Annotated in this window: 10 protein-coding genes; 4 read left to right on the plus strand and 6 right to left on the minus strand. The window is 63.7% G+C overall.

The window, feature by feature from the left end; translation table 11 throughout:
* The first annotated feature begins 49 nt into the window (after positions 1–49).
* Both purF and SB772_RS33190 read left to right on the plus strand, forming a co-directional pair.
* Complete coding sequence (gene purF / locus SB772_RS33185; RefSeq protein WP_410837367.1) at positions 50–1,597, plus strand: amidophosphoribosyltransferase; 1,548 nt, start codon at positions 50–52, stop codon at positions 1,595–1,597.
* A gap of 292 nt (positions 1,598–1,889) precedes the next feature.
* Positions 1,890–3,080 (plus strand): O-succinylhomoserine sulfhydrylase, encoded by a 1,191-nt coding sequence (locus tag SB772_RS33190; protein WP_410837368.1) that lies wholly within the window; start codon positions 1,890–1,892, stop codon positions 3,078–3,080.
* Positions 3,081–3,161: 81 nt separating this feature from the next.
* Here the strand turns inward: SB772_RS33190 and SB772_RS33195 are convergent, their stop codons facing one another.
* Both SB772_RS33195 and SB772_RS33200 read right to left on the minus strand, forming a co-directional pair.
* The gene (locus SB772_RS33195) at positions 3,162–3,941 is read right to left on the minus strand and encodes a helix-turn-helix domain-containing protein (protein ID WP_410837369.1); all 780 of its coding nucleotides are present in this window, start codon (positions 3,939–3,941) and stop codon (positions 3,162–3,164) included.
* Between the two features lie 30 nt (positions 3,942–3,971).
* The gene (locus SB772_RS33200; protein ID WP_027803023.1) at positions 3,972–4,313 is read right to left on the minus strand and encodes an FKBP-type peptidyl-prolyl cis-trans isomerase; all 342 of its coding nucleotides are present in this window, start codon (positions 4,311–4,313) and stop codon (positions 3,972–3,974) included.
* A 188-nt stretch (positions 4,314–4,501) separates the two neighbouring features.
* Here SB772_RS33200 and SB772_RS33205 point away from each other — a divergent pair, with 188 nt between their 5' ends.
* Together SB772_RS33205 and SB772_RS33210 are read left to right on the plus strand one after the other, a co-directional pair.
* Positions 4,502–5,308: a sensor histidine kinase gene (locus SB772_RS33205; RefSeq protein ID WP_410837370.1), complete on the plus strand. Its 807-nt coding sequence runs from the start codon at positions 4,502–4,504 to the stop codon at positions 5,306–5,308.
* 94 nt (positions 5,309–5,402) lie between these two features.
* Positions 5,403–6,746: a hemolysin family protein gene (locus SB772_RS33210; protein ID WP_410837371.1), complete on the plus strand. Its 1,344-nt coding sequence runs from the start codon at positions 5,403–5,405 to the stop codon at positions 6,744–6,746.
* Positions 6,747–6,780: 34 nt separating this feature from the next.
* On the opposite strand, the gene treY is transcribed toward SB772_RS33210, so the two are convergent.
* The 4 genes from treY to glgX all read right to left on the minus strand — a co-directional run bounded on the left by treY (position 6,781) and on the right by glgX (position 16,077).
* Complete coding sequence (treY, locus tag SB772_RS33215) at positions 6,781–9,639, minus strand: malto-oligosyltrehalose synthase (protein ID WP_410837372.1); 2,859 nt, start codon at positions 9,637–9,639, stop codon at positions 6,781–6,783.
* Positions 9,636–11,831: a 4-alpha-glucanotransferase gene (gene malQ, locus SB772_RS33220; protein WP_410837373.1), complete on the minus strand. Its 2,196-nt coding sequence runs from the start codon at positions 11,829–11,831 to the stop codon at positions 9,636–9,638. The genes treY and malQ overlap by 4 nt, the downstream gene beginning before the upstream one ends.
* The gene (treZ, locus tag SB772_RS33225) at positions 11,828–13,744 is read right to left on the minus strand and encodes a malto-oligosyltrehalose trehalohydrolase (RefSeq protein ID WP_410837374.1); all 1,917 of its coding nucleotides are present in this window, start codon (positions 13,742–13,744) and stop codon (positions 11,828–11,830) included. The genes malQ and treZ overlap by 4 nt, the downstream gene beginning before the upstream one ends.
* 113 nt (positions 13,745–13,857) lie before the next feature.
* The gene (gene glgX / locus SB772_RS33230) at positions 13,858–16,077 is read right to left on the minus strand and encodes a glycogen debranching protein GlgX (protein ID WP_410837375.1); all 2,220 of its coding nucleotides are present in this window, start codon (positions 16,075–16,077) and stop codon (positions 13,858–13,860) included.
* Between the last annotated feature and the right edge of the window lie 84 nt (positions 16,078–16,161).

Here is a 16,161-nt window from a genome sequence, read left to right on the forward strand (position 1 = left end):
CGCAGGCACCGGCCGCCGTTACGAATTTCGTACCTTTGAAGGACATGCCATGTGCGGCATCGTAGGCGTAGTTTCCCACTCTCCGGTCAATCAGCTGATCTATGACAGCCTGCTGCTCCTGCAGCACCGCGGTCAGGACGCCGCCGGCATCGCGACAGCGAACGGCAGCAATTTCCACATGCACAAGGCCAACGGCATGGTGCGCGACGTGTTCCGCACGCGCAACATGCGCAGCCTGCCCGGCACTACCGGCATCGGCCAGGTCCGTTACCCGACCGCCGGTTCGGCGTCGAGCGAAGAAGAAGCCCAGCCGTTCTACGTGAACGCGCCATTCGGCATCATCCTTGCGCACAACGGCAACCTGACCAACTGGCAGCAGCTGAAAGATGAGATGTTCCGCATCGATCGCCGCCACATCAACACCAATTCCGACACTGAAGTGATGCTCAACGTGCTCGCGCACGAATTGCAGCTCTCTAGTTCGAGCCTGCAACTCGATCCGGCCGCGCTGTTCAACGCCGTGTCGGGCGTGCATCGCCGGGTGCGGGGTTCGTATGCGATCGTTTCGCTGATCGCCGGCTACGGTCTGCTTGCTTTCCGCGACCCGTTCGGCATTCGTCCGTTGTGCCTCGGCAAGCAGGAAACGACGGAAGGCGTCGAATGGATCCTGGCATCGGAATCGGTCGCGATCGAAGGTATCGGTTTCGAGTTCGTGCGCGATGTGGCGCCAGGCGAAGCGATTTTCATCGACCTCGACGGCAATCTGCACGCCCAGCAATGTGCGACGAATCCGAGCCTGAACCCGTGCATTTTCGAACTCGTGTACCTCGCGCGTCCGGATTCGGTGCTCGACGGCGTGCCGGTCTACAACGTGCGTCTGCGCATGGGCGATTATCTCGCCGAGAAGATCAAACGCGAATTGCCCGGCGTCGAGATCGACGTCGTGATGCCGATTCCCGATTCGTCCCGTCCGGCCGCGATGCAGGTCGCCAAGAAGCTGGGCGTCGAGTATCGCGAAGGCTTCTTCAAGAACCGTTACGTGGGCCGGACCTTCATCATGCCGGGCCAGGCGATGCGCAAGAAGTCGGTGCGCCAGAAGCTGAACGCGATGGGCATCGAGTTCAAGGGCAAGAACGTGTTGATCGTCGACGACTCGATCGTGCGCGGCACCACCTCGCACGAAATCGTGCAGATGGCGCGTGACGCGGGCGCGAACAAGGTGATCTTCGCCTCGGCGGCGCCGCCGGTGAAATTCCCGAACGTCTACGGTATCGATATGCCCACGCGCGGTGAACTCGTCGCCCACGGCCGCTCGGACGAAGAAGTCGCGCGCATGATCGGCGCCGACCATCTCGTTTACCAGGACGTCGACGCGTTGAAGCAGGCGGTGCGCGACATCAATCCGGCGCTGAAGGAATTCGAAGCGTCGTGCTTCGACGGCAACTACGTGACCGGCGATGTGACCACCGAGTACCTCGACCGCATCGAAACCGCGCGTCTCGCGCCGTCCTCGCAATCGGATCGCGACGCCGCGAGCGAAGCGATCGACGGCGGCCCGTCACGCTCGCAACTGCATTTGCAATTGTCGATGGGTTGAGCGATCCCGCAACCGGCATGGCGTGCTGCACGCCACGCCGCGAGCGTGTTAGCATGACGGCTTGCGTCGATTTGATCTCAGCTTGCGGACGCGGGGCAACCCGAAACAGCTAAAGCGAATGGTGGAAAAGCCGCAGTCATCCGCCTCCGCTCCAGCCTTCCCCCGCACATGAAGCCCGCTTATGCCGACGCAAAAGCGGGCTTTTTTGTTGCTGCCGTTTGGCGTTGTTGCACGCTCGTTTCATGTGAGCCACGCCGGATGCAGCCATGGAACATTGGAAACCAGAACCAACATGGACGACTCCCTGAACTTCGATACGCTGGCAGTCCGCTCGGGCACAGTACGCAGCGACTTCAACGAACATTCGGAAGCGATTTTCCTGACCTCGAGCTTCGTCTTCGCGAGTGCCGCGGACGCCGCCGAGCGCTTCAGGAATTCCGAAGACAATTACACCTACTCGCGTTTCACGAACCCGACCGTCTCGATGTTCCAGGACCGTCTGGCCGCGCTCGAAGGCGGCGAAGCGTGCATGGCTACCGCCTCGGGGATGGCCGCGATCATGTCGGTGGTGATGTCGGCGTTGCAGGCCGGCGACCATCTGGTCAGCTCGCAAGCCTTGTTCGGTTCGACACTCGGCATGTTCTCGCAGATCTTCAGCAAGTTCGGCATTACGACGACCTTCGTCGATCCGACCGATCTGGACGCGTGGAAAAACGCCGTGCGACCCGAGACGAAGATGTTCTTCCTCGAAACGCCGTCGAATCCGCTGACCGAAGTCGCCGATATCGAAGCAATCAGCAAGATCGCCAAGGCGGTCAATGCGCTGTTCGTGGTCGACAACTGTTTTTGTAGCCCGGCCTTGCAGCAGCCGTTGAAGCTCGGCGCGGACGTCGTGATGCATTCGGCCACCAAGTTCCTCGACGGCCAGGGGCGTGTGCTCGGCGGCGCGCTGGTCGGCTCGAAGCAGTTCATCATGGAAAAGGTGTTTCCGTTCGTGCGCAGCGCCGGGCCGACGCTGTCCGCGTTCAACGCATGGGTATTGCTCAAGGGCATGGAAACGCTGTCGCTGCGGGTCGAAAAGCAGTCGGCCAACGCACTCGAAATCGCGCGCTGGCTGGAAACGCATCCGGCCGTGAATCGCGTGTTTTATCCGGGGCTCGAATCGCATCCGCAGCACGCGCTGGCGATGCGTCAGCAGAAGTCGGGTGGCGCGATTCTGTCGTTCGAATTGAAGGGCGATACGCCTGAGGCGATGCGTGCGAATGCCTGGCGCGTGATCGACAGTACGAAGATCTGCTCGATTACCGGCAACCTCGGCGATACGCGGACCACCATCACGCATCCGGCCACGACCACGCATGGCCGCGTGACGCCGGAAGCGCGTGCGGCGGCTGGTATTAGCGAAGGGTTGATCCGTCTGGCAGTGGGACTGGAAAACGCCGGCGACATTCGCGGCGATCTGGAGCGTGGTTTGGCGGGTTAATCCGCTTAACCGGCTTAACCAGCTTTACCGGGAAGGGAAACGCGGGCCGCCTGGCGGCTCGCGTCGAAAACTCAGTGGCATTCAGTGGCGCAGCGCGCGCCACTGCCCTGGCGGCAGCCCGAAACGCCGCGTAAAAGCGTGTGTGTAAGCGCTCTGATCGCCGAAACCGATTTCGAACGCGATGTCGGTCAACGAACGCCGCGGATCGGCGAGCAGCGTAATCGACGTATCGAGCCGCAGACGCTGCAAATAGCGATGCGGCGTTTCGCCAAAGGCGTCGATAAAAAGCTGATGAAAGCGCCGCATGCCGAAGCCGCAATGCGCGGCGAGGTCGGCGACATGCAGCGGCTCCGATAAATGTGCGCGCAGCCAGCGGTCGATGCGCGCGAAGTCGAGCCCGGCGCCGGGCGCTTGTGCACCGGCTGTTGTGCCTGCATCGGCTACCAACGCTGCGCCTAAACGCGCCGCAGCGTCCCAATGAAAACGACGCGTATCCAGGTCGTCGCCCTGAACGCCGCCTGCGGCATGCGCCGCAATCCGATGCACGAGTTGCGTGAGCGATGCATCCACCGCCACCGCCCGGGCGCGATCGAACAGACGTTCCGGCACGGCCAGCGAGGCGGCCGGCAGATCCAGCACCAATTGCCGGTTCTCGCCGACGCCCGCGTAATCGTGCCGCGCTCCGGCCGGGATGAGCCACGCGGAACCGGCGTCGATCTGTTGCGCGACGCCGTCTACCGCCATCACCATCGCGCCGTCGAGTCCGAGCACGACCTGATGAAAGTCGTGCACGTCCGACGCTTCGATCGCGCCGTAACGGCGCAACGAAACGCTCGGTGTGGTGATGGCGGCGTGACGCATTGCGATGCCCAATTACAAACAGCGAAAAACTTAGACGCCGAGCAATTCGACTTCGAACACGAGCGTCGCGTTCGGCGGAATCACGCCGCCCGCGCCGCGCACGCCGTAGCCGAGTTGCGGCGGAATCGTCAGCTTGCGCGTGCCGCCGACCTTCATGCCCTGCACGCCTTCGTCCCAACCCTTGATGACCATGCCGCCGCCCAGCACGAAGGCGAACGGGTCATTGCGGTCCTTGCTCGAGTCGAACTTCTGGCCATCGGTCAGCCAGCCGGTGTAGTGCACGCTGACGGTCTTGCCGGCAACCGCTTCGGCGCCAGTGCCTTCAACGATGTCTTCGTATTTCAGGCCGGATTCGGTAGTCACAGTCGACATGAGTCGCTCCTTAGGTCAAGTCGTAAAAACCGACATTGTAGGCGCGTTGGCGGTGCATCGCCGAGGATTGCCGCGTGGCATGCGGTTTGCGGCTACGTTAACTGTCCGGCCAGGGTGGTCGCACCGGGCAGCATGCCTATAATGGGGCTTCTTTTAACAATTCATATACCGCCTGAGAGGGCTTGATCGTGACAACCTCTTCCATCGGAGCCGGCGGCGGCCAGCCGGTTCGTCCCGGTTTCGCCGTATCCGAACGCGCCGCGCGTCTGCGGGCGGAGACCGCGCTGTTCATGCGCGACCACGTGCTGTCGCTGGTGTCGCATGATCTGCGCGGTCCGCTGAATGCCATTCATAGCTGGGCGTACGTGCTGGAACGCAAGCTCGATGCGAACGACCCCAACTCGCAGCGCGCCGTGACCGGCATTCGCAGCGGCGTGGACCAGCAGGTGAAGCTGCTCGAGACGATCGTCGACGCAACGCGCGCCGAAACGAAAACGCTGGCGCTCGCTTATGCACCGTTTCCGCTACATCCTTTACTCGACGAAACGGTTGAAGAAGTCCGCTCGGGATTGGCACGCTCACGCGGCGTCGAGATCGCAGTCGACTCGCAACTGGCTACCGAGCAACTTAACGGCGACCGGGAACGCCTTGCCGCCGCCTTATGGCTGATGCTTACCTTCGCCGTCGAAGCGAGCGCGGAGGGCGCCACGGTCACGCTGGCCACACGCGCGGACGCCGCCACGTGGCACGCTACCGTCACCTTCAACGTGGCAGCCGCTGCGCTGGACGATCCTGCGTTACCGCATGTGCTTGAAGCGTTTGCCCGCAAACAGGCGCGCGAACCGCGCGAAGCCAAACGGATCGCGTGGGTGTTCGCGCTGTGCAAGCGCGTCGCGGAGGCCCACGGCGGCAGTTTCGAGCAAAGCGACACACAAGACGCCGAAGCGGGCACGCTCGCACTGCATGTGCCGCTCAGCGCCGCGGCAACGGCGTGAGCGCCGGACGTCGCAGCGTTTTGCTGGACGCGATTAACTTTCGCCGAGCTTTCGCCCTCTATACTGACAACTTTTGTTGCCGGAGCCTTCCGCTTTGATTCAGGTTGTCGCCCTCATTGGTGCGTTGTTTCTCGTTGCCCTCAACGGTTTTTTTGTCGCCGCCGAATTCGGTCTGGTTAAACTGCGGCAGACACGGGTGCAGAGCCTGGCCGCCCAGCATGGCATGCGCGGACGTCTGCTGGCTAAGGTGCATGGCCGGCTCGACGCGTATCTGTCGGCCTGTCAGCTCGGCATCACGCTGGCGTCACTCGGGCTGGGATGGATCGGAGAGCCGGCGTTCGCGCAACTGCTTACGCCGCTCTTCAGTTTGCTTGGCGTGGAGTCGGAGAAGCTGATCCACGGCATTTCGCTGTTCTTCGCGTTTTCGTGCATTTCGTTCCTGCATATCGTGGTCGGCGAACTGGCGCCGAAGTCGCTGGCAATTCGCGAAGCGGAGAAGGTTTCGCTGTGGGCCGCCACGCCGCTCTATGGTTTTTACTGGGCGATGTATCCGGCGATCTGGGTGCTCAATACCAGCGCCAACGCGGTGCTGCGGCTCGCCGGGCTCGCGGCGGATCACGGCCACGACTCGCACTATTCGACCGACGAACTCAAGCTGATCCTGCGCGGCCGCCATGCGAACGTGGCGACGGGCCTCGGTTCGCCGGAAGGCGCATACAGCCAGGACGAATGGAACACGATCGCGCATTCGCTGGATTTTTCGCGCATGACCGTGTCCGATCTGATGCGGCCGCCTTATGAAATGGTTGGCTTGCGGCGCGATTTGCCGTTGCGCGAGAACATGCAGGTGGTGGCGCGGCATCGCTTCAGCCGCTATCCGTTGTTCGAAGACGCCGCTGGGGAGCGCGTCGCCGGCATGATTCATTTGAAGGATCTGCTGCTGGCGCGTCATGCGGGCAGTACGCTCGACGACCTTTCCAGATACGTTCGGCCTGTGCAGTACGTGAAGCCGGATATGCCCGCGCTCGAACTGTTTCGCCGCTTTCGGAAGGGCGCACCGCATTTCGCGCTGGTCGGTCACAAGAACTCGAAGCCGATTGGCTTTCTGACGCTGGACAATCTGCTCGGCGCGCTGGTTGGGCAGATTCATGACGAATTCCGTCAAGGCGACGCCGACTGGTCCCGTATGGACGACGGGACGTTGATGGGCAAGGGGAGTTTGCCGGTGGTGTCGCTGGAACGCGCGCTGGGGATCGATATTGACGAGGGCAAGGCTGAATCGGTCGGCGGTCTTGTGATTCATGCGCTCAATGATTTGCCCGCCGAGGGGCAGAGGGTTGAGTTCGATCGTTTTGACGTCGTCGTCAAGAAAATGAAGGGGCCTCGGATTGTGCTCGTGAGGGTTTATCCGAAGGTTTTTGATGATGAAGGAGGGTGATGGTTGGTTTTGCCTTTGGCAGCGCCGACATCACCTACGCCTTCGGTACTCCATCCTCCACCAGCATCGCAACCGGCATCGCCCCCAACGCATCGCGTAAAAACAGCAAGCCGTTTTCATCGACCTTGGGCGCTGCCGGACTCAACCAGTCGAACAACGCCCGCGCAGCCAGATCGGCGGGCATCTCAATCGCCGTATCGTCCCATTTGACCGGATCGACCATCGGCAAATCGCCGGTCTCATTCAGCAATCCAGCAGCAAGCCGGCTGGCGACAACAACAGCCCATGCATTCCCATGCCGCCGCGCAAACGCAATCACATTCGACGCGTGCGCACCGCGCACCACCAGCGGCAGATATGTGCTCTGCCTCAGCAACTCCGGCAAATGCGCACGCAACGCCAGCACGCGTTGCACCACCGCGAGCTTCACGCGCCCATCGCGCCAACCCGGCAAAAATTCCGACGGCGGCGTCTGCACAAGCAACGCTTCACGCTTTGCAAAATCGACCGGCCGGCGATTGTCGGGGTCGACCAGGCTGAAGTCCCACAACTCAGTACCCTGATAAAGATCGGGAATCCCAGGCGACGCCAATCGCAACACCGTCTGCTGCAAGCTATTGAGTGCGCCGGCTCGGCCAATGCGCGCAACGAACGCGGACAACTCGCGCAAAAAACCATCGCGCCGCTGCGGTGCCAGGATATCGAACAGGAAGTCGCGGCAGCCGGCTTCATACGCTTCGTCGGGTGCGAGCCAGTTGGTTTGCAGCTTCGCTTCGCGCAGCGCTTTCAACTGCCATTGCGCGACGCGCTCGGCCAGTGCCCTGACGCCGGTTTCATCGTCCGGCGATAAATCCGGTGGCCAGCAGCCGACCAGCGTCTGATACAGCATGGCTTCGGCCGCAGGGCCGGGCGCCCAGTCATAGCTCGCGTCTTTGTTGACGCTGCTGATCGGCTTGCCGTCGAGCGCACGGCGATGCGGCGTGTTCAATGTCGACCAGGCGCGCAACGTGGCGCTCCAGTCGTGCGCGATCTCGCTCAATACCGCGAGCCGCGCACGCACGTCTTCGCCGCGTTTGTGGTCGTGCGTGGCAGTGGCGAGCATCGCGTGAGGAAAACGCTGTGAGCGCTCCAGGTTCCCCGCATGAAACTGCTCGACCGACAACGCGAATTCGCCCGGGTCCGAGCCGACTTCGTTGCGCGACAGCAGACGGCCATAGCGATAGCACGCGGTGTCTTCAATCGCCTTCGCGGCGACCGGCGCGCTCAGTTGCGAAAACAGCGTTTGCGCGGTGCGCCGCGCGGCGCCCGCATGGCTCGGCGGTGCGCCGTTCTGGCCTTGCTGAGGCGGTGCGCCAGCCCGTGCATTCGGCATGTCTTCGGCACTGCCGCCGAGCCACGCATTGACGCGTTCGAGCACGTCATGGTCCGCACGCGAAAGCGTTTCTTTCGCGCCCGCCAGCGCCTGCTCGAAATAGACGTTGTCGGTGGCGTTGCGCAGCCCGTTCTGCGGATAGATTCGATACACCGGGAAATGTACGACCAGCTCGGTCAACACGCGCCGCAGCGCGGTGAAGGTAAAGTCGCGCGTGGTCAGCGAATCGCGGGCGATGCGATGCAATGCACGCGCCGCGCGGTCCAGTTCCGCCGGCAGGTTTTCCGTGAGGATCTTGCGGCGCGCTGCCAATGCTTCGTCCGCAAAGCGCGCACTGCGGCCGGTGAGTTCGGCCCACGTCGCCGCGAGCGGCTCGGCGCCGGCCGGATCGTGCAGCAGTGCGCCCACGTCGCGCATGAAATCGTAGCCGGTCGTGCCGTCCACCGGCCAATCGTCTCGCAAGGGTTCGCCGTGGCCCAGAATCTTTTCGACGATCACGTACGGCGCGGTGTCGCGCAATTCGGTGAGACGCTGCCGCAGGCGCTGACAGTATTCGCGCGGCTCGGCGAGGCCGTCGATGTGATCGATCCGCAAACCGTCCACCACGCCTTCCCGGTACAGACGGAAAACCAGCGCGTGCACGGCGTCGAATACTTCGGGCCGTTCTACGCGCACACCGGCTAGCGTGGAGATGTCGAAGAAGCGCCGCCAGTTCACTTCATCGGACGCGGTGCGCCACCAAGCGAGGCGGAAGTGCTGCCGTTCGATCAACCGATGCAAGCGGTCGCGCGTGGCCGGGTCCTCCGGCGCATACGTTGCCAGTGCGATTTCGATTGCCGAGGCGCCGTTCTGCGCGACGAATTCGCGCAGCATGTCGCGTCCTTCGGCGGCGCGGGGCTGATCGGTGGGCTGCGTCGTCAGACCCTGGAAGCGCTCGGCCAGCGCGGCGAGATCGGGGCGCTCGGCGCTCTGCAGGATCGACGCGTAATCGATCGGGCACACCGGGAACACATGCGGACCGTAGCCGATATAAAAGCGCCCGGTATCGGCGGCGAAACGCAGCGCAATACGGCCTGCCGCGAGTTCCTCGCCATAAGGCGCGCCGAGCATCGGCGCCAGCACCTTGCCGCGCAAAGCCGGATCGGGCGAATGCCAGTCGACGTCGAAATGCCGTGCATACGCGCTGTGCCGGCCCCATTCGAGGATATCGAGCCACCACGCGTTGCTCGAACTGCCCACGCCCATATGGTTCGGCACGACGTCGACGATCAGTCCCATGTTGCGCGCGCGCAGCTTGTCGACGAGGCGCTTCAATCCGGCCTCGCCGCCGCATTCGGCGCTGACCTGGGTGTAGTCGACGGTATCGTAGCCGTGCAGCGAGCCCGGCTCGGCCGTCGTAACGGGTGACGCGTACAGGTGGCTAATGCCGAGCGCGGCGAAATAGTCGACGTGCTTCGCGGCATCGTCGAAGGTGAAGCCTCGATGGAACTGGAGGCGAAGCGTGGAGCTCGGGACGGTCATGGCGTGTCAGGCTCCGAAGAAGCGTTAGTAGCGGAACGGGTCGCGGCGCTGCGTGCGCGGTCGACCGCCAGCAGGCGATCGCAAAACGCCGCGTCTTCGAATAGCGCGCCGATCGGCAAGCTCACGCGGCGGCGCCAGTTCGGGTGCTCGTCGATCGAGCCAGGCAGGTTCGGCTGCTCGACTTGCGCGAGCAGGTCTTCGAGCGGGTAAGTCACGAGCGGCCCAGGCGTTGCGGCGATGAAGGCCAGCGCTTCGTCCACGGGCGCGTTGTCGGGCGGCGGCGCAGCGACGTCCTGCGCGGCCACGCCGGCTTGCTGGAACGACACCCAAAGGGCGGCGCGATCGTCGGCGCGTTCATCCTGTGCGGCTGCTACCGCGTCGCGGCCGTCGGCGCGTGCCATCGTCTGGCCGATCCGGTTGCGCCACGTGATATCGCTGCCGCGCCACCAGCCGGCTACGGTCGGCAGATCGTGTGTCGTCGTGGTGCCCACCGCATTGCGGTCCCACGCGTGTGGCGGCTTGAAACCCTTGCCATCTCCCGTACGCTCGAACCACAGCACGCGAATCCCGGCGATGCCGCGCTCGTCGAGCCGTTCGCGAAAACCGGGCGGCACCGTGCCGAGATCCTCGCCGATCACGATCGCGCGATGCCGCCACGATTCGAGCGCGATCAACCGCAGCAGGTCTTCGAGCGGATAACGCAGGTAGGCGCCGTTGCGCGCGCTTTCGCCCTCCGGCACGAGCCACAAACGCCGCAGCCCGAGAATATGATCGATGCGGATGCCGCCCGCATGGGCGAACGCGGCGCGCAGCATGTCGATGAACGCGGAGAAGCCCTGCGTGCGCATCGCGCGCGGCGAGAAGGTGGTGAGGCCCCATGCCTGTCCCGCCTGGTTGAACAGATCAGGCGGCGCGCCGACCGATACACCTTGCAGCATGTCGTCGCGATACGACCACGCATGGCTGCCGGCGCTGTCGCAACCTACCGCCAGGTCGGCGATCAAGCCGACGGCCATGCCGGCGTCGCACGCCGCGTGCTGCGCGTGCGACAAGCCCTTCGCAGCGAGCCATTGCAGGAAGAGATGAAAATCGACTTCGTGACGATTGGCGTCGGCGAACGCTTCGACTTCCGGACTGCGCGGGTCGCGCAACGCTTCGGGCCAGTTGCGCCAGTGGCCGTTGCCGCCTTCCTGTAGGAGCTGCGCCGCCTGCAATGCTTCGAATCGCGCGTGATCTTCGAGCGCACGGCCGGCCCGTTCGCAGAAGCCGTGAAATTCCAGTGCGCGCGGCGTGTGCTGCGCGCGTTCCTCCGTGCAGAAGTTCTCGTATAACGCGCGCAATACCTTCAGCTTCAACACGACCGCATCCGGCCATTCGATCAGCGGCAGGTTTTCGAGCCTGGACCATGCATCGGCCGCTTGCGCGGCGTCGAGCGCGGCGCGTGCGGCATCCGCGCCGAACACCGCGGCGGGATCGATATGCGTGACGTTCAGCCATAAACGCGACGACGGCGAGTACGGACTGAAGCGCTTCGGCTCCGCGCTGAACATCGCATGCGTCGGACTGACGGCGAGCGCATGCGCGCCACGCTTCGCGCTTTCGATCGCTAGCTGGGCGAGCGCCGAATAGTCGCCGATGCCGCCGTCGCCCGTGCGGCGCAAGCCGTATAGCTGTGCCGCGATGCTCCACAGCAGCGGCGCTTGCGCCGAGTCGCCGTGCAGCGTGCGCCACGCATCGGCGACGGTGTAGCAGCGCGACGGCGCGACAGCCAGCGTCATGCGTTGCTCGTTGATCACGAGCGTGTGATAGCCGGGTTCGCTGATCGGCGCGAGCAAGGCAGCTTCGCCTTTTGGCGCGGTAAAGCGGCCGTCGATGATCGAACCGCTTTCGAGTTCGATCCGATAGTGGCTGTCGGACTTGATCGCGGCGGCAGGCAAGGCGATACCGCGCTCGACCTCGGCTGTCATCAGCGGCGGTAATTTGCGGCCGGACAGTTCGGCTTCGAGCGTGGCGGCGCTTTGACGAATCTGCGTCGCGTTACCGCACGGCAAACCCATCCGTTCAAGCAGCACGGCGAGCGTATTCTCGGGCACGCGGTGCGTCGCGTGATGCGCGTCCCGCCACTCCACCTCGAAGCCGGCGCGCGTGGCGAGGGTTGCGATCGTATCGTTCGGGTGTCGGGTAGGGCTCACGCGTTGTGCTCCTGAATACCTGCGATGCGGGCATCGTGGCCGATCGCATAGTCGCAGACATCGCCGGTCAGCCATGCGACGAACGCATGCGCGGGCAATACCTTGGCGTCGATCTGTTCGCGTACGCGCGGCGGCGTTTCGAAAACCACTTTGCCGGCGGGGATGTCGGCGAACGGCACGTTGTCTTTCGATAGATTCAATGCGATCGACAAAGTCTCGCCGTCGCCGAGTTTCCAGCGCGCGATCAGTGCGTTGGCGTCAGCGCCGCGCTCTGTTGCCAGCACCGTCGCGCCGAGCGCTTTCGAGTGCTTCAGGCGCGGCGTGATCAGTTTCGCCCGCACGGCGAGCGCGGATTTGTAGAAGTGCATCCATTCGAGGCGGTCTTTTGCGTCTTCCGGTGCGCTTGCCTCAGCAGACGCAGGCGGCGACGACGCAGCAAACGTCTTCGCATCGTTCGGATCGGGAATCTGCGCGCGACGCTGGTCGTCGCTGAACGACGAAAAGCGTGCGAACTCGCGGCGGCGTCCTTCGCGCACGGCCTCGGCGAGCTCGCCGGTGTAGTCGGTGAAAAACAGGAACGGCTGGGTCGAGCCGTATTGCTCGTCCATGAACAGCAGCGGGATTTGCGGCGACAACAGCAGCAGGCCGGTCGCGGCGCGCAACGCATCGTAGGACGTCAGCTTGCGCAGACGCTCGCCGAATGCGCGATTGCCGATCTGGTCGTGATTCTGCAAGAACATTACAAACGAGGTCGGCGACAGATGTTTGCTCGGCTCGCCGCGCGGCGCACCGTCGTGAATCGGCGACGGCTCGCCCTGATACGCAAAGCCTTCCGACAGCACGCGCGCCAGTCTGCGGATCGACTGGTCCTCATAGGCGTGGTAGTAGCCTTCGGTTTCGCCGGTCAGCAGCACGTGCAGCGTGTTGTGCGCGTCGTCGTTCCATTGCGCGTCGAAATGCGTTTCCAGCAGGCTCGCGCTGTTATGTTCGTTTTCCAGCACCAGATGCACGTGACGTCCGTGCTGCATCCTCGCGCGGATATGATCGGACAATTCGCGCAGCCACGCGTGATTGTCGATTGCATGCACGGCGTCGAAACGCAGGCCGTCGAAGCGATATTCATTGAGCCAGTACACCGCGTTGTCGGTGAAGAAATCGCTGACTTCAGTGCGCTCGAAGTCGATCGCCGGACCCCATGGCGTGTGCGTGCCGTCGCGGAAAAACGATCGCGCGTATTCGTGCAGATAGTTGCCGTCAGGACCGAAGTGGTTGTAGACCACGTCGAGAAACACCATCAGGCCGAGGCCGTGCGCCGCGTCGATCAGCGCTTTCAGTTCTTCGGGGCGGCCGTAAGCGGAGTCCGGCGCATACGGCAACACGCCGTCATAACCCCAGTTGCGCGTGCCGGGAAAATCGCTCAACGGCATCAGCTCGATGGCGGTCACGCCGAGCGCGACGAGCGCCGGCAAACGCTTCTGCACGCCCGCATAGCCGCCTAGCGCGCCGACGTGCAGTTCATACAGCACCGTCTCTTCCCATGGCCGACCATGCCAGTGCGTGTTGTTCCAACGGTAAGCACGCGGATCGATCACTTCGCTCGGACCATGCACGTCTTGCGGCTGGAAGCGCGACGACGGATCGGGCACCGCGAGTTCGCCGTTGAGCCGGAAACGGTAGAGCGTGCCCGCGCCGCAATCGGCGGTTGCTTCGAACCAGCCGTTGCCGGCGGGCGTCATGTCGTGCGCGCCTTGCGCCGGTCCGTTTTCGATTTCCACCTGTACTGTCTTGCACGAAGGCGCCCAGAAGCGAAACCGGGTACGCGGTTTCGTCCCCGATGCGCCGAGCAGCTGTGCACCGAACGGCAGGCAATGCGCGTGGTGATGCGCATGAGGATCAATCGGACATTCGGACATGATTTGCCACCATTCGGTTTTGCTTTCGAGCCGTGCCTTACGCGCCTCACGTCTCCAACGCGTCGTGACACGGCTGCCTTACTGTGTTGCTCGTGCTGCCATGCAGGCACCGCTCACGTGCCCGGCGACGTGTCGTCGCCCGGCTGCTGCGCACCCGGATCGGGCGGCAGCGCGGTCAACAGCCGCGGCCCGTGTAGCGGGCCGGCCTTCCAGCCCGCCTGCCAATCCGCCTCGCCGACCGGCTGCGCCGCCAGCATCACGACGCTATGCGCGGCCACTTCGACCTCCGGCACGGCCAACCGGTGCGGCGCGCTTTCCGGCTCGGCAGTATCTAACAGCACATGCCATTCCAGGTGCGGTGCGGGAGGCGTAAAACGCAGCATTTCCGCCGACGCGTTGAGCATCATCAACAATACTTCCGTTTCGCCGTTCAAGCCGGGACCGGCGCGCCGCAGCGTGAACGCGCGGCCTTCCGGGTCCTGCCACGCTTCGATGGTTAGCGGATCGCCGTTCTCGTCGAACCAACCGACGTCGAACAGACCCGGCAACACTTCGCGGTCGCCGAACAGAAAGCGCGTCTCGCGCAGCAGCGGATGCTGTTTGCGCAGCGCGATCACCCGCGCGACGAACCCGGTCATCCTGCGGCCTTCCGGTGCCTGCGCGCGCTCCCAGTCGAGCCATGATAGTTCGTTATCCTGGCAGTACGCATTGTTGTTGCCGTTCTGTGTGCGCAGCGCTTCGTCGCCCGCCAGCAGCATCGGCGTGCCGAGCGCCATTAGCAGCGTGGCGGTCAGCGAGCGGGCCACGCGTGCTCGGGTTTCGAGAATCTGCGGATCGTCGGTCGGGCCTTCGGCGCCCCAATTGCGGCTGCAATTTTCGTTGTGACCGTCGTTGTTGTCTTCGAGATTCGCCTCGTTGTGCTTGTGCTCGTACGCGGTGATGTCGGCGAGCGTAAAACCGTCGTGCGACGCGACAAAATTGACCGATGCCCACGGTTTCCTGAAGCGCCGGTTGAACAGATCGGCCGAACCGGTCAGACGCGCGGCAAGGTCGGGCCGCAAGCCGGCGTCGCCGCGCCAGAAACGGCGCACGGTGTCGCGGAAACGGTCGTTCCATTCCGCGAATCCCGGCGGATGGTTGCCGAGCTGATAACCGCCCGGGCCGATGTCCCACGGCTCGGAAATCAGCTTGCGCTGCGACAGGATCGGGTCCTGGCGCAACGCGTCGAAAAAACCGGAGCCGGGATCGAAGCCGTGTTGCTCGCGGCCGAGCGTCACGCCGAGATCAAAACGGAAGCCGTCGATGTTGAACGCGGTCGACCAGTAGCGCAGCGAATCCATCACCATTTGCAGCACGCGCGGATGCGGCAGATTCACCGTGTTGCCGCAGCCGGTGTCGTTGATATGGTGGCGTTCGTCGCCGGGAATCACGCGGTAGTAGCTGGCGTTGTCGAGCCCGCGCCACGACACGGTCGGCCCCATTTCATTGCCTTCGCAGGTGTGGTTGTAGACCACGTCGAGAATCACCTCGATGCCGGCCGCGTGCAACTGGCGCACGGCGATGCGCATCTCGTCGAGCCGGTGCGTGCTCAGATACGACGGCTCCGGCGCAAAAAACGCAGCGGTGTTGTAACCCCAGTAGTTGCGCAGGCCGCGCTCCACCAGAAATCGGTCGTTCAGAAACGCGTGCACCGGCAGCAATTCGACGGCGGTGACGCCGAGCTTCTGCAAATGCTCGATAAATTCCGGCGAAGCGAGTGCGGCGAACGTCCCGCGTTCGTGCTGGCGCAAATCGGCGCGCAGCATCGACGTACCGCGCACATGCGTCTCGTAGACGATGGTTTCGCCCCACGGCACATTCGGGCGCTTGTCGTGCGACCAGTCGAACGCTTCGTCGACCACGACGCACTTCGGCATGGCCGGGGCCGAATCGCGCCTGTCGATGGAAAGATCCGCGCGATTCGAATGCACGCGATAGCTGAACAGCGCATCGGACCAGCGAAATTGCCCAACCAGCTTGCGGGCGTACGGATCGAGCAGCAGCTTGTGCGGATTGAAACGATGACCATGCTGCGGCTGATACGGACCATGCGCGCGAAACCCATACGCCGTGCCCGGATGCGCGTTCGGCAGGTAGCCATGCCAGACTTCGTCGGTGCATTCGGGCAGCGTGAAACGCCGGATTTCCTTGCGGCCGGTGGGGTCGAACAGACAAAGCTCGATTTTCTGTGCGTTCGCCGAGAATACCGCAAAGTTGACGCCGAGGCCGTCCCAGCTGGCGCCGAGCGGATAGGGTGAACCGGGCAGAAGCCGGTCGGGCATTGCATGCGACATGATTCCCCTTCTTCCTTGTTCTGATTTATGGACGCGATCGTGGGTCTTCATGCAACGAGCGCGCGACGCATGCGCCGCGCGCTC

This window comes from Paraburkholderia sp. SIMBA_030 (assembly GCF_046535245.1).
Lineage (GTDB): Bacteria > Pseudomonadota > Gammaproteobacteria > Burkholderiales > Burkholderiaceae > Paraburkholderia.